The 17,384-nt window shown below is 71.0% G+C and carries 12 protein-coding genes; 6 read left to right on the plus strand and 6 right to left on the minus strand.

Translation table 11 applies throughout. The features are described 5' to 3' along the window. The first annotated feature begins 1 nt into the window (after window position 1). Window positions 2-1,630 (plus strand): ABC1 kinase family protein, encoded by a 1,629-nt coding sequence (locus tag PKD89_RS08440; RefSeq protein ID WP_289011716.1) that lies wholly within the window; start codon window positions 2-4, stop codon window positions 1,628-1,630. Here PKD89_RS08440 and PKD89_RS08445 read toward each other — a convergent pair. Beyond that, window positions 1,602-2,321, minus strand: coding sequence for a J domain-containing protein (locus PKD89_RS08445; protein ID WP_289011715.1), 720 nt, complete (start codon window positions 2,319-2,321; stop codon window positions 1,602-1,604). The two genes, PKD89_RS08440 and PKD89_RS08445, sit on opposite strands and share 29 nt — an antisense overlap. Before the next feature lie 150 nt (window positions 2,322-2,471). Between PKD89_RS08445 and PKD89_RS08450 the strand changes: the two genes are divergently transcribed. Together PKD89_RS08450 and hisG are read left to right on the plus strand one after the other, a co-directional pair. Further along, window positions 2,472-2,735 (plus strand): phosphoribosyl-ATP diphosphatase, encoded by a 264-nt coding sequence (locus tag PKD89_RS08450; RefSeq protein ID WP_287379230.1) that lies wholly within the window; start codon window positions 2,472-2,474, stop codon window positions 2,733-2,735. Window positions 2,736-2,829: 94 nt separating this feature from the next. After that, window positions 2,830-3,669 (plus strand): ATP phosphoribosyltransferase, encoded by an 840-nt coding sequence (gene hisG / locus PKD89_RS08455; protein WP_349257334.1) that lies wholly within the window; start codon window positions 2,830-2,832, stop codon window positions 3,667-3,669. A 159-nt stretch (window positions 3,670-3,828) separates the two neighbouring features. On the opposite strand, the gene PKD89_RS08460 is transcribed toward hisG, so the two are convergent. From PKD89_RS08460 to PKD89_RS08470, 3 genes are read right to left on the minus strand one after another with little or no spacing between them, the layout of a single operon-like run. Next, window positions 3,829-4,929: a CapA family protein gene (locus PKD89_RS08460; RefSeq protein ID WP_324332376.1), complete on the minus strand. Its 1,101-nt coding sequence runs from the start codon at window positions 4,927-4,929 to the stop codon at window positions 3,829-3,831. After that, window positions 4,926-6,389: a M18 family aminopeptidase gene (locus PKD89_RS08465; RefSeq protein WP_324332377.1), complete on the minus strand. Its 1,464-nt coding sequence runs from the start codon at window positions 6,387-6,389 to the stop codon at window positions 4,926-4,928. Before PKD89_RS08465 ends, PKD89_RS08460 begins: the two co-directional genes overlap by 4 nt. Window positions 6,390-6,393: 4 nt before the next feature. Further along, window positions 6,394-7,626: a CapA family protein gene (locus tag PKD89_RS08470; protein ID WP_287393879.1), complete on the minus strand. Its 1,233-nt coding sequence runs from the start codon at window positions 7,624-7,626 to the stop codon at window positions 6,394-6,396. Between the two features lie 343 nt (window positions 7,627-7,969). Here PKD89_RS08470 and gltB point away from each other — a divergent pair, with 343 nt between their 5' ends. Both gltB and PKD89_RS08480 read left to right on the plus strand, forming a co-directional pair. Further along, window positions 7,970-12,748, plus strand: a complete 4,779-nt coding sequence (gene gltB, locus PKD89_RS08475) for a glutamate synthase large subunit (RefSeq protein ID WP_324332378.1) — start codon at window positions 7,970-7,972, stop codon at window positions 12,746-12,748. Between the two features lie 10 nt (window positions 12,749-12,758). Beyond that, window positions 12,759-14,219 carry a glutamate synthase subunit beta gene (locus PKD89_RS08480; RefSeq protein ID WP_289010680.1) on the plus strand — a complete coding sequence of 487 codons (1,461 nt, stop codon included), beginning with the start codon at window positions 12,759-12,761 and terminating at the stop codon, window positions 14,217-14,219. A gap of 5 nt (window positions 14,220-14,224) precedes the next feature. Here the strand turns inward: PKD89_RS08480 and PKD89_RS08485 are convergent, their stop codons facing one another. Continuing rightward, window positions 14,225-15,031 (minus strand): TIGR03084 family metal-binding protein, encoded by an 807-nt coding sequence (locus PKD89_RS08485; RefSeq protein WP_324332379.1) that lies wholly within the window; start codon window positions 15,029-15,031, stop codon window positions 14,225-14,227. A 94-nt stretch (window positions 15,032-15,125) separates the two neighbouring features. Here PKD89_RS08485 and PKD89_RS08490 point away from each other — a divergent pair, with 94 nt between their 5' ends. Then, a complete protein-coding gene (locus PKD89_RS08490) occupies window positions 15,126-16,124 on the plus strand; it encodes a glycosyltransferase family 2 protein (RefSeq protein WP_287393876.1) in 999 nt (332 codons plus the stop codon). Window positions 16,125-16,171: 47 nt separating this feature from the next. Here the strand turns inward: PKD89_RS08490 and PKD89_RS08495 are convergent, their stop codons facing one another. Next, entirely contained in the window at window positions 16,172-17,383 is a 1,212-nt protein-coding gene (locus PKD89_RS08495) for a glycosyltransferase family 4 protein (RefSeq protein WP_287379238.1), read from the minus strand. Window position 17,384 lies beyond the last annotated feature (1 nt).

The raw sequence follows: 17,384 nt of genomic DNA on the forward strand, positions 1-17,384 counted from the left end.
GATGACCTCCCTGTCCCCCCGCAGGCTCGGCCCCCGTCGGTTGCTGATCGCCGGTGGGGCGGCCGTGACGGCGCTCGCAGCCGCCCGGGCCCTGCGCGCCAAAAAGCGGGACACGGAAGCCTCAGCGCAGCAACCCACGCCCACATCGAAGAAGTTCTCGTCGTCGCTGGCCCGCAACGCCGGCCTGGCCCGGGTGGGCGCAACCGGCGGAGCCCACATGGCGGTGGCCAGGGTGCGCTCGATCGGCGCCGACGAGGAACGCACCGCCGAGCTGCGCGCCGGCGCCGAGCTGCGCACCGCCGAGGCGGTGGCCGAGACCCTGGGAAACATGAAGGGCGCCCTGATGAAGCTGGGCCAGATGGCCAGCTATCTGGAAGCGGGCCTTCCCGAACCGATGCGGGAGGCGCTGGTGCAGCTTCAGGCCGACGCCCCACCGATGGCGCCCGAGCTGGCAGCCGAGGTGATCGCCGCCGAGCTGGGAGCGCCGCCCGAGCAGGTGTTTGCCAGCTGGGAGCCCCGCCCGATCGCCGCCGCAAGCATCGGCCAGGTGCACCGGGCCACCACCAAGGACGGCACCCAGGTGGCGGTCAAGGTGCAGTACCCGGGGGTCGACGACGCCATCCGCCACGACCTGCAGACCTCCAACGTCGTGTTCTCCGCCATGGGCATGATGTTTCCCGGCATGGACCCCAAGCCGATCGTCGCCGAGCTGCGCGAGCGCCTGGGGGAGGAGCTCGACTACGTCAACGAGGCCGCCAACCAGCGGCGCTTCGCCGACTACTTCGAAGGACACCCGGCGATCCACGTGCCCCGGGTGCTCGAGGAGTACTCCACCGCCCGGGTGCTGACCAGCGAATACGTCGTCGGCGACCGCTGGCCGGCGCTGCTCGAGGCCTCCCAGGAGGAGCGCAACCTGGCCGGAGAAGCGATCTTTCGCTACGTGTTCAGCTCGATCTACGGGCTGGGAACCTTCAACGGCGATCCTCACCCGGGCAACTACCTGGTGCAGGGGCCGGGACGCCTCTCGTTCCTCGACTACGGCCTGGTGAAGCACTTCGACACCGAGACCGTGGCCGACTTTGAATCGCTGATCGTGGCGATGGTGCTCCAGCGTGATCCCGACAAGTTCCGCGCCGAGGTGGAACGCATTGGCTTGTTACCGGCGGGCGCCCCGTTCTCCACCGAGGACGTCGTCGGCTACTTCGGCCACTTCTACGACCACATCATGGAGGACCGGGAGGTGACGATCGAGCCCGAGTGGTCCGAGGAGGCGGTGCGCCGCTACTTCGACCTGAGCGGGCCGTACGCCTCGATCATGAAGATGGCCAACCTGCCCGGCGACTGGGTGATCGTCCAGCGGATCAACCTGGGGCTCTACGCGCTGCTCGGCGAGCTGCGGGCCACCGCCAACTGGCGTCGCATCTCCGAGGAGCTGTGGCCGAGCGTGCTCGGACCGCCGTCGACGCCGATGGGCGAGGCGATCGCCGCCTGGGAGGTGGCCAGCGGGAAGACGAGAGGTCCGAAGGCGACCAGTCCGGACCTCGGCCTACCGGAGCCTGGCCGTCCAGAAGCCGGCCGACCCGGCCCCAGTCACCCGGGCGTCAGCCGTCGGGGGCAGTCGGCGGGCTGAGTTCGGCTGCGGCGGTCCGCAGGTGGTGCGCCACCAGCTCGGCGACGGCCGTGTGATCGGGCAGATCCGGGCGGGGAGGGGTGCTCCAGGGTTCCATCGAGATCCAGACCTCGGTGCCGCTGCTGCCGTCCGGTGTCAGCGCGGCCCGCCCCTGGAGCGACATGATCAGCGTGACCGTCGGGCCGTCGACGAACTCGACCAGCGCCTCGACCAGGCCGGAGGACGGGTCGAGAAAGGTGACGTCGCCCACCCGATGAGCGGCGTCGACCAGCCACAGCATGGTCTCCTCCCACGGGGCGGCCACCAGGACGCTGCCGTCCGATGCCCACGCCGCTGCTCTGCCCGCAGAAACATCGGCATTGGGATCCGGCTCGGCCTCGGCGGGACCAGGCGGGGTGGGAGCGTCGGCGCTGTCCCGGCGAGCCTTGGTGCCCCGCGACGGCCCGGCGCGCTCATCGCTCCCGGACCGCTTTGCCCGACGTCGGGACCTGGGAGCCGCGGGCAACGCGCTGAGCACCGCCCAGGCGTTGATCAGGCGCACCGCCCGGGCAGAGGTGTCCTGGCCTGGGTTGACGTCGGGGTGGTGGCGACCGATCTGGGCCCGAAACGCGGCCCGGATCTCCTCCGAGCTCGCTGCGGCATCCACCCCGAGTGCGGCGCGCGCCTCGGCGGGGGTCATCGCCGGTGTCATCGTGTGCACGCCTCGGTCACACCGGCACGGTAGCGACTCCCGATGTTGCGGGGCGATCGGACACACTGGGGTGCCGAGCGCACGCTCCAGTACCCTCCATCGGTCCACTCACACCATGCACCCCTACCCTCACCCAACGTCGAGGCGGCGATGAAACGATTCGAAGACCTGTTCGAGGAGCTCGGGGCCAAGGTGGCCGCCGACGACCCGACGTCGGGCACGGTGGCGGCGGTGCAGGCCGGCCCCCACGAGGTTGGGAAGAAGCTGGTGGAGGAGGCGGCCGAGGTGTGGATGGCCGCCGAACACGAGGGCCGGGAGCGCACGGCCGAGGAGATCTCTCAGTTGCTGTACCACATTCAGGTGATGATGCTGGCGTGCGACCTCAGCCTGGAGGACGTCTATGCCCACCTCTGAGCAGGCCCCCACCGGTCAGGCCCCCACCGGTCAGGCCACCACCGATCCCCACAGTGCCGAGGACGCGACCGCCGACCACGTGAGCCGGCCCCCGATGGTGAAGGTGGCGCTGCCCAACAAGGGTGCCCTCGCCGAGGAGGCCGCCGCGCTGATGGAGGAGGCCGGCTACCGCATCGGCCGCTCTGGCAAGGCGCTGCGGGTCATCGACCGGGCCGAGTCGGTCGAGTTCCTGTTTCTGCGCCCGCGCGACATCGCCATCTACGTCGGCAGCGGGGTGATCGACCTGGGCATCACCGGGCGCGACCTGACCACCGACAGCGGAGCGCCGGTCGACGAGGTGCTCGCTCTGGGTTTTGGCCAGGCCGAGTTTCGCCTGGCCGCACCGGTGGGCTCCGGGTTTGCGCTGACAAACGGATGTCGCATCGCCACCTCCTACGACGGCCTTCTCGGCCGGTACCTGGCCGAGCGGGGCGTCGAAGCGGAGGTGATCCACCTGGACGGCGCCGTCGAGCTGGCGCCCAGCCTGGGCGTGGCCGATGCGGTCGCCGACGTGGTGCAGTCCGGCCGCACCTTGGCCGAGGCCGGCCTGGAGGTGGTCGGTGAGCAGCTGCTGGCCTCCGAGGCCGTGCTGATCGCCCGCAGCGGCCGCCAACTCGACGCCGCCGACCGGGTGATGATCGAACGGGTGCGGGGCGTCGTGGTGGCCGCCAGCTACCTGATGGTCGAGTACGACCTGCCCGAGCATCTGGTGGCCCAGGCCACCGCCGTCGCCCCCGGCATGGAGGGCCTGACCGTGGCCCCCCTCGCCCGGGAGGGCTGGGTGGCGATCCGGGTGATGGTGGCGAAGTCTGACGCCAACCGGGTGATGGACGAGTTGGCCGCCCTCGGGGCCAAGGCGATCCTGGCGAGCGATCTCCGGACGTGTCGGTTGTAGTTGGTCCGGGCGAGGACGAGGGGCACGGAGGCCCTGAACCGCTTCGCTAAGTTCCTGGCCTCCGCACCCCTCGTCCTCGCCCTTCGTCGTTCCGCAAGCCCGTCGCTCGCTCTCGCTCGCCGGTCGCCATGGCAGGGAGAGCGGCGGTGGTTAACGGGGTCAGCCTGGGGTTTGGGTTGGCCTTTCTGTCAGGTCGGTGCAGCTTCGCAGGGCGTTCCACTCGTTCATCAACGCCTGGTACGGGCGTTCGTCCTCGGGGGTCAGCACCGGCTGGGCCTGGTCGTTGATGACGGCGGGGCGCCACCGGTAGTCGTCGACACGCCGGCCGGTGACGGTCACTTCGAGGATGCCGCTGTGGCTGGCGGCCGGCGTGCTCGCCGGGAACAGGAAGTTGCCCAGTCCGTAGCTGACCAACGCCGAGCCGAGGTATCCGGCCGCCGCCACCCGGTGCTGGTGTCCGCCGACCACGATGTCGGCGCCCGCCTCGACCAGCTTGGGGGCCAGCTCTAGCTGGACGTCCTCGGGACAGGGCACGTACTGCTCGCCCCAGTGGATGAACACGACGACCGTGTCCGCCTGCTCCCGAGCGGCCTTGACTGCATCGACCAGGGCATCGACCCGCTTGGCCGACGACACCCCTGGCCGGTCCCCGACGGCGCTCCAGCGGTCAACCAAACTGGAGTCGATCACCTCGGTGGTGCCCAACAGGGCGATGCGCTGGCCCTTCACCTCGAAGAGGCGGGGTGCAAGGGCAGCCGCCTCGTCGCGGCCGATACCCACGACGGGAAACCCGTCGTCCTCGATCGCGTCGAGCGTTTGGGCGAGCCCGTCGCTTCCAAAGTCGATCGCATGGTTGTTGGCCATCGTCACCGCGTCGACGCCGGCCGAGCGCAGCGCATCGAACACCCGGGGGCCGGTGGAGAACGTGAACTGCTTGTCCTCCGGGGTGGCTGGGCCGGTGGTGATGGCGGTCTCCAGGTTGAGGAACGCCAGGTCGGCCTCGCCGAGTTGCACGGTGATCGGACCGAACACCGAGGTTGGGTCCTCCTTGAGCCGGGCGATGCTGGGCCCCTCGATGGCGGTGTCGCCGCCGAACGCGATCGTCACCGGCTCGCCCGAGCCCAGGTCCTCGGCGGACGGGCGCGGTGCGGGCCCGTCGCCCGCCGCGGAGCTGGAACCGCCGCACGCCGCGCCGACGAATAGCACCGCAGCGACCGACAGCCCGGCCAGGGGCGGCCGCACCGCTTCTGCCCGACTCACCCGAACCAGGCGGCGAGCAGCTTGGCCAGCGGCTCGACGTCCGCCCCCGCCATCAGCTCGCGAGCCGAGTGCATCGACAGCTGCGGCGCACCCAGGTCGACGACGCCCACCCCGAGCGAAGCGGCCAGCGTGGGTCCGATCGTCGAACCGCACGGCAGATCACCCCGATGCGAGTAGGTCTGCAGCGCCACCCCGGCCCGCTCGGCGGCCAGGCGGGCGTGGGCGATCGTGCGGGCATCGGATGCGTAGCGCTGGTTGGAGTTGACCTTCAGCGCCGGGCCGCCACCTGGGGTGATCGGGTGCCCCGGCTCGTGGCGATCCGGATAGTTGGGGTGGGTGGCGTGGGCCATGTCGACCGAGGCGATCACCGAGGTTGCCAGCGCCCGCTGAATCGCCCGGTCGTCGCCACCGGCGGCCCGGATCGAGCCCTCGAGCAACCCCACGATGAGCGCCGAGGCGGCGCCCACGCCGCTGGTCGAGCCCACCTCCTCGTGGTCGGCGAGCACGAGTACGGGCACGATCGAGAGCTCCAGATCGGCCGGGTCCCGCCCGGCGGCCTCGATGAGCGCCGTCGTGCCGGCCCAGGACGAACACAGGTTGTCCAGGCGGGGCGCCGCCAGCAGTTCGTCGGCCTGACCCAGTCGAGCCGGCGGGGTGAGGTCGTGGGTCATCAGGTCCCACGACAACACGTCGTCACCGTCGACGCCGAGCTCGTCGGCGATCCAGGCTCGAAACTCGCCTGGACTGGAATGGCCGATGCCCCACACCGGCGTCAGGTGCTGCTGTTTGTTGAGCTGAAGGCCATCGGACGAGATGTCCCGGTCGAGGTGGATCGCCAGCTGCGGCACCCGCAGCAGCGGTCGGTCCCAACGGACGTGACGAAGCTGGACGGCAGGGCGGCGCTCGGGGCGGGCGGAGCGACCGACCCCGGCATCGTACGCCCCAACGGACGCTTCGGTCCTCTCGGCGATGCCATCGCCGGAGTGCGATGCGCGTAGCGCCACCCGGCCGGACAGGCCCAGGTCGCGATCGAGCCAGCTGTTTAGAAGCGCCCCGCCGTAGACCTCCACGCCCAGCTGGCGCCACCCGGCCACTGAGCGGTCCGGCTGGGGGCGGACCCGCAGGTTGGGGCTGTCGGTGTGGGCACCGACCACCCGCAACGGTGCGTCGGCGGGTTGGCCCCGGCGGCACCAGGCGACGACCAGCCCCTCGCTGCGGACGACGACCGGGCCGTCACCGGGCAGATCGTCACCGGGGGAGCGCTCGTCGAAGCCGGCCTGGACCAATCGGCGGGTGACCTCGTCGGCTGCGTGATAGGGCGAAGGCGACGCGGAGATCAGGTTGCACAGGTCGTCGGTCGGGTCGACCGAGTGCCCCGAGGTCCGATCGGAAGGCTGTCCGGACCCTTGATCGTCGACGCGGCGGTCCGGGTCGACGGCGCGCCGCTGCGGGGAGGTCATTGGATCAGCCTGCCGGGGTGGGTTCGGCGGTCGCCGCATCGGTCAGGCCGGTGCAACCCCGCAGCTCGTTCCAGCTGGCCAGCAGGTTCTGGGCCTCTTGGCCTTCGGCGGGGATCGGCTGGTTGGCGCCGTTGATGCGGGCGGGTACCCACTCGTAGCCGTCGATGCGCCGCCCGGTGGCGGTGACCTTCAGCACGCCCGAGCGGCTGCCCAGCTCGGAGTTGGCCCGGAACAGGAAGTTGCCTAGGCCGTAGCCGACGAACGCTGCCCCGGAATAGCCGGCGGACAGCACGCGGTGCTGGTGGCCACCGACGACGATGTCGGCACCGGCGTCGATCAGCTGCGGGGTGAGCGTCGTCTGGGCCTCGTTGGGACAGGTTTCGGTCTCGGTCCCCCAATGAAGGAAGACGATCAGGGTGTCCACCTTGGGGCGGGTGGCCTCGACGGTCTCCACCATTTTGTCCACCCGTTTGGCCGACGCCAGCCCGGCGTGATCGGAGGTGGCCGTCCAGCTGTCGATGAACGAGCCGTCGAGCACCTGAGTGGCGCTGATCACGCCGATGCGCTGGCCGTTCACCTCGGCGATGTGCGGGGCGTAGGCCTCGTTCTCGTTGGCGCCCATGCCGATGATCGGCAGGTCGGTCTCGTCGCGCACCTGTAGCGACTCGGCGAAACCGGCCTCGCCGTAGTCCATGCCGTGGTTGTTGGCCATCGAGACCACGTCGATGCCCGCGGCGGCGATGGCCGTCAACGCCTCGGGCCCGGTCGAGAAGGTGAACTGCTTGCCCACCGGCGAGCCGCCACCCTTGGTGACGGCCGTCTCCAGGTTGGCGATGGTGAGGTCGGCGTCGGACAGGATGTTGCTGACCGGGCCGAAGACCGAGTTGGGGTCCGCATCGAGCCGGGAGGCGGTCGCCCCCTCGAAGTTCATGTCGCCGGCGAAAGCGATGGTCACCGGCTTGCCGTCGCCCAACACGGGGTCGCGGCCGTCGTCGGCCTCGGTGGTGGTCGCTTCGGCAGCGCCATCCCCACCGTCGGCCGGGGCCTGAGCCTCCTCGCCGGCCTTGGGGGCGTCGGCCCCGTCCGAGGCCGCCTTTGCGGCGGGAGCACGGGTGGCGACGTCGGCCGACGTCGTCCCGCCGCAGGCGCCGAGCGCCAGGGCGGAGAAGACGGTGAGGACGAGGGCCACGCAAGGGCTGCGAAGGGGCCGGGAGGGCCCGGTGCGAGCGATCGACATGCCCGAACTCTACCGACTGGCCCGATGACGGACGCGGCGGGGAAACCTGCAGACTTGCTGGACGACGGACGCGTCGGGGAAACCTGCAGACTTGCTGGACGACTGACGCGTTGGGGAAACCTGCCGACTGGCCCGCCGACCGACGCGGCGGGGAACGCTGCCGAGCGAGCCGACCGGGGATGCGGTGGCCAGATCCCTGGAGCGAACCCGTGGGCGCTGCGGGCACACCTCCAACGTCAACCGCTCAACCCAAATGAGTGGAGGACGGCGCGATGCGTGGTTAATGTGGGTGAGCCGGGCCAGCGTTGTCTCGAGCCGCCCAACTCCTTTTGGAAGGCTCCCGATGGAACGACGCTTGATCAACCCGACCCGTGCGCCACGGCGCCCGACCGACCCGCACCCGACCGACCCGGCCCCGAACGTCAAGGCGGCGGCCGAGCACGGGCTGTATGCCCCCGCCTACGAACACGACGCCTGTGGCGTCAGCTTCGTGGTCGACCTGCACGGCCGCCGCTCCCACCGGCTGGTGCAGCAGGCATTGACCTCACTGTGCAACCTGGAACACCGGGGTGCCACCGGCGCCGAGGAGAACTCGGGCGACGGCGCGGGCATCCTCGTCGGCGTCCCCGACCGCTTTCTGCGATCGGTCGTCGGCACCGAGCTCCCCCCGGCCGGCCACTACGCAGCCGGGATCGGGTTCCTGCCTCGCGACGACGGTGACGCCAGGGCGGTCACCGACGCGATCGAGGATCTGGTCCTCGACGAGGGCCTGTGCACCATCGCCTGGCGCGACGTGCCGGTCGACCCCTCGATGCTGGGCAGCTGGGCGCTGGACGCCATGCCGCGCTTCGTCATGTTGATCGTGGCCGACCCCGAGGACCGTCCCGGCGGACGCCGCAGCGGCATCGACCTGGACCGGGCCGCCTATCCACTGCGCAAGCGGATCGAACACGAGCTGGGCCAGGACGTGGGCGGAGAAACGGTCGAAGGAGTGGGCGTGGACGGGGGCGAAACGGCCTATTTTGCCAGCCTGTCCTCGCGCACGATCGTCTACAAGGGCATGTTGACCACCCCGCAGCTGGGGGCGTTCTTCGCCGACCTCACCGACGAGCGCTTCGAGTCCTCGCTGGCGCTGGTGCACAGCCGGTTCTCGACCAACACCTTTCCGTCCTGGCCGCTGGCCCACCCGTACCGCTACATCGCCCACAACGGTGAGATCAACACGGTGCAGGGCAACCAGAACTGGATGCGGGCCCGGGAGGCGATGCTGTCGACCGACCTGATCGAGGGCGACCTCGACCGGCTGTTTCCCATCTGCACACCCGGCGCCTCCGATACCGCCCGCTTCGACGAGGCCCTCGAGCTGCTGCACCTGGGCGGCTACAGCCTGCCCCACGCCGTGCTGATGATGATCCCCGAGGCGTGGGAGAACCACACATCGATGGACCCTGCGCTGCGGGCGTTCTACGAGTACCACAGCTGCCTGATGGAGCCCTGGGACGGGCCGGCGTCGATCACCTTCACCGACGGCACGATCGTCGGCGCCGTGCTCGACCGCAACGGCCTTCGGCCCAGCCGCTACTGGGTGACCGACGACGGGCTGGTGGTGATGGCCTCCGAGGTGGGCACCCTGGAGATCCCGACCGAGCGAATCGTGCGCAAGGGCCGCCTGCAGCCCGGTCGCATGTTTCTGATCGACACCGATGCCGGTCGCATCATCGAGGACTCGGAGATCAAGGCCCAGCTGGCCGCCGCCCACCCCTACCAGCGCTGGCTGGACGACGGGCTGATCGACCTGGAGGCCCTGCCGGCCAAGCCGCACTTCACCGAGCCGGCCCTCGACACGCTGCGCGCCCAGCAGGTGTTTGGCTACACCCTCGAGGAGATCCGCATCCTGTTGACCCCGATGGCCCGCGACGGCAAGGAGGCCCTGGGCTCGATGGGCACCGACACGCCGATCGCCGTGCTGTCCGATCGGCCACGACTGCTCTTCGACTACTTCACCCAGCTGTTCGCTCAGGTGACCAACCCGCCGCTCGATGCCATCCGCGAGGAGCTGGTGACCAGCTTGGGCAAGGTGTTCGGGCCCGAGGGCAACATCTTGGACCTGGACCCGGCCGACGCCGAGCTGATCGAGGTGCCCTACCCGGTGCTGAACAACGACCAGCTGCGCCAGCTGCGCGACCTGGACGACACCCGGCCCCACGGCTTCCAGAGCCGGGTGCTGTACACCCACTTCGGGGTGGCCGCCGGCGGGGCCGGCCTGGCCGCCGACCTGGAGCGCCTGCGGAGCGAGGTGTCCGCCGCCATCGAGGAGGGGGTGAACGTCGTCATCCTGTCCGACCGGTTCTCCACCGAGGACCGGGCCCCGATCCCCATGCTGTTGGCCACCTCGGCGGTGCACCACCACCTGGTGCGAACCAAGGCCCGCACCCGGGTGGGCCTGATCGTCGAGAGCGGCGAGTGCCGCGAGGTGCACCACTTCGCCACGCTGATCGGCTACGGCGCCGCGGCGGTCAACCCTTACACCGCCTTCGACACGATCGAGAACCTGGTCGCCGAAGGTCGCCTGGGCGACGTCAGCTTTGAGCAAGCGGTCGCCAACTACGTGCGGGCCGCGGGCCAGGGCATCCTCAAGGTGATGTCGAAGATGGGCATCTCGACGGTGGCGTCCTACACCGGCGCCCAGATCTTCGAGGCGATCGGCCTTGGCCACGAGCTGGTCGACGAGTACTTCACCGGCACGGTCAGCCGCCTGGGCGGCATCGGCCTGGACGAGATCGCCGAGGCGGTGCGGCGCCGTCACGCGCTCGCCTGGCCCGACCGGCCCGAGGAGCTGGCCCACCGGCCGCTGGAGGCCGGCGGCGAGTACCAGTGGCGCCGGGAGGGCGAGTACCACCTGTTCAACCCGAAGACCGTGTTCAAGCTGCAACACGCCACCCGGTCGAAGAGCTACGCCATCTTCAAGGAGTACACGACGCTGGTCGACGACCAGTCCGAGCAGCTGGCCACCCTGCGGGGCCTGTTCACCTTCGACACCGACGCCCGACCGTCGGTGCCGCTCGACGAGGTGGAGCCCGTGTCGGCGATCGTCAAGCGGTTCTCCACCGGGGCGATGAGCTACGGCTCGATCTCGGCGGAGGCCCACCAGACCCTGGCGATCGCCATGAACCGCCTCGGGGCCAAGTCCAACACCGGCGAGGGCGGCGAGGACGCCGACCGCTACCTGCCCGACGCCAACGGCGACCTGCGCCGCTCGGCGATCAAGCAGGTGGCCTCCGGCCGATTCGGGGTGACGTCGCACTACCTGACCAACGCCGACGACCTGCAGATCAAGATGGCCCAGGGGGCCAAGCCGGGCGAGGGTGGCCAGCTGCCCGGCCACAAGGTGTACCCGTGGATCGCCGGCACCCGGCACTCCACGCCCGGCGTCGGGCTGATCAGCCCGCCCCCGCACCACGACATCTACTCGATCGAGGACCTGGCCCAGCTGATCCACGACCTGAAAAACGCCAACCCGGAGGCCCGCATCCACGTCAAGCTGGTCGCCGAGGTGGGGGTGGGCACCGTGGCGGCCGGGGTGGCCAAGGCCAAGGCCGACGTGGTGCTGATCTCCGGCCACGACGGTGGCACCGGCGCCAGCCCGCTGACGTCGCTGAAGCACGCCGGCGCGCCCTGGGAGCTGGGCCTGGCCGAGACCCAGCAGACCCTGCTGGTCAACGGCCTGCGCGACCGCATCGTCGTGCAGGTCGACGGCCAGCTGAAGACCGGTCGCGACGTGGTGATCGGCGCGCTGCTCGGCGCCGAGGAGTTCGGCTTCGCCACCGCGCCGCTGGTCGTCTCCGGCTGCGTGATGATGCGGGTGTGTCACCTCGACACCTGCCCGGTGGGCATCGCCACCCAAAACCCCGAGCTGCGGTCCCGCTTCGCCGGCCAGGCCGACCACGTCGTCAACTTCATGGAGTTCATCGCCGAGGAGGTGCGCGAGCTGCTCGCCGAGCTGGGGTTCCGCACGCTCGAAGAGGCGGTCGGCCACGCCGAACTGCTCGACACGAGGGCGGCGATCAACCACTGGAAGGCAGCCGGGCTGGACCTGTCGCCGATCCTGTACACCCCGGAGCCGAGCATGGGCACCGCCCTTCACCACACGACCGCACAGGATCACGGCCTGCAACGGGCGCTCGACCACACCCTGATCGCCCTCAGCGAAGGCGCGATCGCCGATGGCACCCCGGTACGGTTGGAGCTGCCGATCCGCAACGTCAACCGCACGGTGGGCACCATGTTGGGCCACGAGGTGACCAAGGCCTGGGGGGCCGAGGGCCTGCCCGACGACACGATCACCATCGACTTCACCGGGTCGGCGGGCAACAGCTTCGGCGCCTTCCTGCCCAGGGGGATCACGCTCGGCCTCTTCGGCGACGCCAACGACTACGTCGGCAAGGGCCTCTCCGGCGGCCGCCTCGTTCTGGCGCCCCCGCTGAAAACCCATCCGAGCTTCGTGGCCGCCGACAACATCATCGCCGGCAACGTGATGGCCTACGGCGCCACCGGCGGCGAGATGTTCGTGCGCGGCCAGGTGGGGGAGCGGTGCTGCGTGCGCAACTCGGGCGCCCTGGTCGTCACCGAGGGCGTGGGCGACCACGGATGTGAGTACATGACCGGCGGCCGAGCGGTCGTGCTCGGGCCGACCGGACGAAACTTCGGCGCCGGCATGTCGGGCGGCATCGCCTATGTGTGGGACCCCGACGGGGCGCTCGTTGCCAACGTCAACCCGGGCATGGTCGAGCTGCAGCGACTCGCTGTCGGCGCCGCCGACAGTCATGCCGATGGCCGGACCTCCCACGACAGCTCCGCTGAGAGCAACGGTGAGCACCACGGCTCCCAGGATTCGAGCGCCGAGGCCGAATTCCTGCGTGAGGTCATCGCCAGACACGTCGAGGCGACCGGCTCCGACGTGGGTGCCGAGCTGCTCGCCCGCTGGGAGAGCGCAGTTGGCGAGTTCACCAAGGTGATGCCCACCGACTACCGGCGAGTCCTCGAGGTGACCGCCAAGGCCGAGGCCGACGGCCTGGACGCCGACGCCACGATGGACGCGGTCATGGCCGCAGCCCGAGCTTAAGGAGCCAACTATGGGTAACCCACGAGGATTTCTCGAGCTCGGCCGGGCGTTGCCGGCGCGGCGGGCCGTGCCGGTGCGGATCAAGGACTGGCACGAGGTGTATGAGGACTTCCCCGCCGAGGACCTCGAAGCGCAGGCCAGCCGCTGCATGGACTGCGGCATCCCGTTCTGCAACCAGGGATGCCCGCTGGGCAACCTGATCCCGGACTGGAACGACCTGATCTACCGCCACCAGTGGCACCAGGCGATCGAGGCGCTGCACGCCACCAACAACTTCCCGGAGTTCACCGGGCGGCTGTGCCCGGCGCCGTGCGAGGCGGCCTGCGTGTTGGGCATCAACGCCGATCCGGTGACGATCAAGCGCGTCGAGCAGGAGATCGTGGACCGGGCCTGGCAGGAGGGCTGGGTGCGCCCGATCCCACCCGCCCGCCTGACCGGCAAGCGGGTGGCGGTGGTCGGCTCGGGCCCGGCCGGCCTGGCGGCCGCCCAGCAGCTCACCCGGGCCGGTCACACCGTCACCGTCTACGAGCGGGCCGACCGCTTGGGCGGGCTGCTGCGCTACGGCATCCCCGAGTTCAAGATGGAGAAGCGGGTGCTCGACCGCCGCCTGGCCCAGATGCGCGCCGAGGGCACCCGGTTTGTCACCGACACCGAGGTGGGCATCGACCTGGATGCGCACGAACTGCGTCGCGCCTCCGACGCGGTCGTGCTCGCCGGCGGCGCCACCGCCCGGCGCGACCTGCCGATCCCTGGGCGTGAGGCCACCGGCGTCTACCAGGCGATGGAGTACCTGCCGGGCTCCAACCGGGTGCAGGAGGGCGACCGGGTCGACGCCCCGATCTCGGCCGCCGGCAAGCGGGTCGTGATCATCGGCGGGGGCGACACCGGGGCCGACTGCCTCGGCACCGCCCACCGCCAGGGGGCCGCGTCGGTCGAGCAGTTCGAGATCATGGAGCAGCCGCCCACGCACCGGACCGACGCCCACCCCTGGCCCACCTGGCCCTTCACCTACAGCACCACCTCGGCCCACGAGGAAGGCGGCGAACGGACCTACGCCGTCTCGACCAAGCACTTCGTCGCCGACGAGGACAACGTCCTGACCGGCCTGCACTTCGTCGAGGTGCGCCCCCGCCTGGTCGACGGGAGGATGAGCTTCGACGAAGTGCCGGGATCGGAAACCGAGTTGCCGGTCGACCTGGTGTTTCTGGCGATGGGTTTCACCGGGCCGGAGGACTCTCCGCTGCTCGAGCAGTTTGGGGTCGAGCGCGACGCCCGCTCCAACGTGGCCCGAGACGACCACTACCGCACCTCGGCCGACGACGTCTGGGTGTGCGGCGACATGGGCCGCGGCCAAAGCCTGATCGTTTGGGCGATCGCCGAAGGCCGATCGTGCGCCGCATCGGTCGATGCCGCCCTGATGGGCTCGACCGACCTGCCCACCCCGGTGGCGCCCGGCGACCGACCGTTGTAGCTGTCCTACTCCAGCTTGATCCCGGCGGGCACGGGTGGGTCTGTCGGTGGGCCGGCGAACGCCTGGGCCTGGGTCATCCAGCTCAGCGCGTCGTCGCCGACCACATCGAGTTCGGTGTCGTCCAGGTGGCGGCGCTGGGTGACGACCAGACAGAAATCCTCGGCGCCGCCGCTGACCCGCTCGGCGGCGTCGGCGGGCCCGAAGTCCCATCTCGATCCATCGGGGGCGACCAGCTCGACCCGCACGTCGCTGACCGGCGGCACCTCGCCGCGGTTGGTGAACGTCCAGCCCCGGGTGAGGAAGCCCAGCCGGGCGATGTGGGCCAACCTGGCGGTGGGCTGCCGGGTGGCGCCGACCGCATCGCAGATGTCCTGGCCGTGGGCCCACACCTCCATCAGGCGGGCGGTGAGAAACGAGCGGCCGCTCATCGGCGGGCCAAACCAGTTCACCCGGGCACCCTCCTCCCGCGAATCCGCGGCACCCCCCCGCCGGCGGCGGCCCTCGCGCCAGGCCTCGAGCAAGTCGGCGGGGCTCATCGCCCGAAACTCGCCCAGCGTGTGGGCGTCGACGCCCTCGTCACCGTCGACGGCGGAGCCGAGCAGCGCCTCGAACAGCGCCCCGAACGCGTCGGGATCCTCGATCGCCAGGACTGCGGCCCGGTCGAAAAACGTCAGATGGGCGATCTGGTCGGCCACGCTCCAGCGTTCGCTGGGGGTGGGCAGCGACCAGGCGGCGTCGTCGAGGCCGGCGACGACCTCGTCGAGCGCCGACTGCTCGTCGCTCAGGTCGCGGTTCAACTGCGCTGTGTCCACGGGTGTGTGCCTCCAGGCTGTGTCCGGCCGATCGATGCCTCGGGGCCGCCGGTTCGTTTGGCGGGACGGTACCAGCCCGGGGGAGGCTGCTGCGGTGGCACGCTTCACCGGGATCCTCATCCATCGCAACGCATCGGTTGCGCTCCTCGACGTGCTCGACGCCTGGCTGGCTCAGACCGAGCTGGAACGCCTGATCGTCGTCGACAACGGCTCGACCGCCGAACACCTGGAGGCACTGCGCGCCGGGCTGGAGCGCGCCGGGTTGGAGCGCGCCGGGCTGGAGAGCGCCGGGTTGGAGCGCCCCGGGCTGGAGAGCGCCGGTTTGGAGCGCGGCCGCCCGCCGGGTGACAACGGCCCCCTCATCGAGCTGCTCGAGGCCGGGGAGAACCTGGGGTTTGGGCCCGGCGCCAACTTTGGCCTGCGCCACTGGTTGGCCAGCTGCAACACGGACGAGGACACCGAGTGGGTGGCGCTCGCCCCCCACGACGCCGCACCGGCGGTGGATTGCCTGGAGCGGATGGGGGCGGCACTCGATGCCCGGCCCGGCGCTGCGCTGGCCTGCGCCGACGTCGGCGACGGATCCATCCCGGTGTTCGACCCCTACTTCGGCGGCATGGTGACGGTGCCGGGCCCGGCGGCGACGCCGGCCGACCCCGACGGGTGGGAGGACGTCGACTACCCGCACGGCACGCTGATGGTCGCCCGCCGGGCGGCGCTCGAGGAGATCGGGCTGTTCGACGAGCGCTACTTCGCCTACTGCGAGGAGGCCGACCTGGGCGCCCGCGCCCGGCAGCTGGGCTGGGGCGTCGGCCTGGTGCGCGGCGCCCGGGTGACCAACACCCACCTCGGCTCCAGCGTGGCCCTGGTCGACTACCTCCAGCACCGCAACACGCTGCTGTTGGTGCGCACCCACTCCGGGCTGTACCACGCCTTCATCCGACTGTGCATCTCGCTGTACCAGCTGGCCGGGGGCGTGTTGCGCCCCGCCCGTCGCCCGCTGGTGTTCGACGCCCGTGCCCGGTGGGAGGGCATCGTCGACTTTGTGCGGGGCCGGTACGGGCCTCCACCCGAGCGCTACCTCACGCCCCGTTAGGCCTCGGGCCGCCGCACCACCCACACGGCGAGACAGCCGCCTGGTCCCTACGGCCCGCTTGTACCGAGGGGTCGGGCGTTGGCCACCGACCCGGTCGCCAGCACCTCGAAGTTGGCGACGGCGGTGTGCTCCCAGGTGAGCTCGGCGGCCCGCAGAAGCGCGCCGGCCTGCAGCCGGGTGCGCAGGGCGGCGTCGCCCAGCAGGCGGGCCAGGCCGTCGGCCAGCCCCTGCTCGCCGTCGACGAGCAGGCCGCTGTGGTCGGCCCGGATGGCGTCGGCGTGCCCGGCGATGTCGGTGGCGACCGCCGGCGTGCCGCAGGCGGCCGCCTCGGTCATCGTCATGCCCCACCCCTCGCGCTCGGACGCCGAGGCCACGCACCAGGCCGAGCGGTAGAGGTCGATCAGCTCGTCATCGCTGACGTGTCCGGCCATGTGCACCCAGGACTGTCCGCCGACCGCCTCGATCGTGGCGACGACGTCCGGGCGCATGTAGCCCTCGCCGACGATCACCAGCCGCAGGTCCCCCACCCGCTCGCGAGCCCGGGCGGCGGCCCGGACAAGCATCGAGAACCGCTTGACCGGCGCCAGGCGGGCCACCGCAACGACCAGCGGCGTCTCCGAGCGGGTGCCGCCGGGGGTATAGCGGGCATCGATGCCCGGCTCGACCACGCCCACACGGTCCTGCGAGAAGCCCAGGTCACGGGTCAACTCCTCCTCGGAGGAGGCCGACAACGTCACCACCGGCACCCGCCGGTAGAGCGGTGGAGCCACACGTTCCTCGAGCAGGCGCCCCACCTTGCCCAGCCGGTCGCCCAGCGCCATGTTCCACATCGGGCCGTGCACGTGGTGCAGCCACACCGCATGCGGGCCGCGCCACCAGAGCGGAGAAACAAACGGCATGCCGTTCCAGATCTCGACCAGGGCGTCGCTGGGCCCGTGACGCCCGGTGATCTCGGCGGCCGCAGCCCGGGGGAACACCCCGTAACGTGAGCCCCGCCGGATCACCCGGTAGCCATCGCGGAAGCCCTCGGCGCTGCGGCCCTTCGACGCCGACGAGCGCATCGTCACCTCGAGGCCCGCCTCCGCCCACAGGGCGGCCACGGTCGAGGCGTGCACCTCGGAGCCGCCCGCCTCGTCGTCGTCCAGGTCGCGCCAGCCCAACATGTGAACCCGGCGGATCCCGGAGGCGTCGGCCAACTCGGCCAGGCGCGCCCGTCCCGCCGTGCTGAGCGAGCCGGCGTGCACCGATGGTCCGGTCATC

It is taken from the genome of Candidatus Neomicrothrix sp., assembly GCF_035329545.1.
Lineage (GTDB): Bacteria > Actinomycetota > Acidimicrobiia > Acidimicrobiales > Microtrichaceae > Microthrix > Microthrix subdominans.

Bases quoted from the DNA above. Each gene is read 5' to 3' on its own strand.
- PKD89_RS08440 (WP_289011716.1), top strand. From the start codon at position 2: ATGACCTCCCTGTCCCCCCGCAGGCTCGGCCCCCGTCGGTTGCTGATC.
- PKD89_RS08445 (WP_289011715.1), bottom strand. From the start codon at position 2,321: ATGACACCGGCGATGACCCCCGCCGAGGCGCGCGCCGCACTCGGGGTG.
- PKD89_RS08450 (WP_287379230.1), top strand. From the start codon at position 2,472: ATGAAACGATTCGAAGACCTGTTCGAGGAGCTCGGGGCCAAGGTGGCC.
- hisG (WP_349257334.1), top strand. From the start codon at position 2,830: ATGGTGAAGGTGGCGCTGCCCAACAAGGGTGCCCTCGCCGAGGAGGCC.
- PKD89_RS08465 (WP_324332377.1), bottom strand. From the start codon at position 6,389: ATGACCTCCCCGCAGCGGCGCGCCGTCGACCCGGACCGCCGCGTCGAC.
- PKD89_RS08470 (WP_287393879.1), bottom strand. From the start codon at position 7,626: ATGTCGATCGCTCGCACCGGGCCCTCCCGGCCCCTTCGCAGCCCTTGC.
- gltB (WP_324332378.1), top strand. From the start codon at position 7,970: ATGGAACGACGCTTGATCAACCCGACCCGTGCGCCACGGCGCCCGACC.
- PKD89_RS08480 (WP_289010680.1), top strand. From the start codon at position 12,759: ATGGGTAACCCACGAGGATTTCTCGAGCTCGGCCGGGCGTTGCCGGCG.
- PKD89_RS08495 (WP_287379238.1), bottom strand. From the start codon at position 17,383: ATGACCGGACCATCGGTGCACGCCGGCTCGCTCAGCACGGCGGGACGG.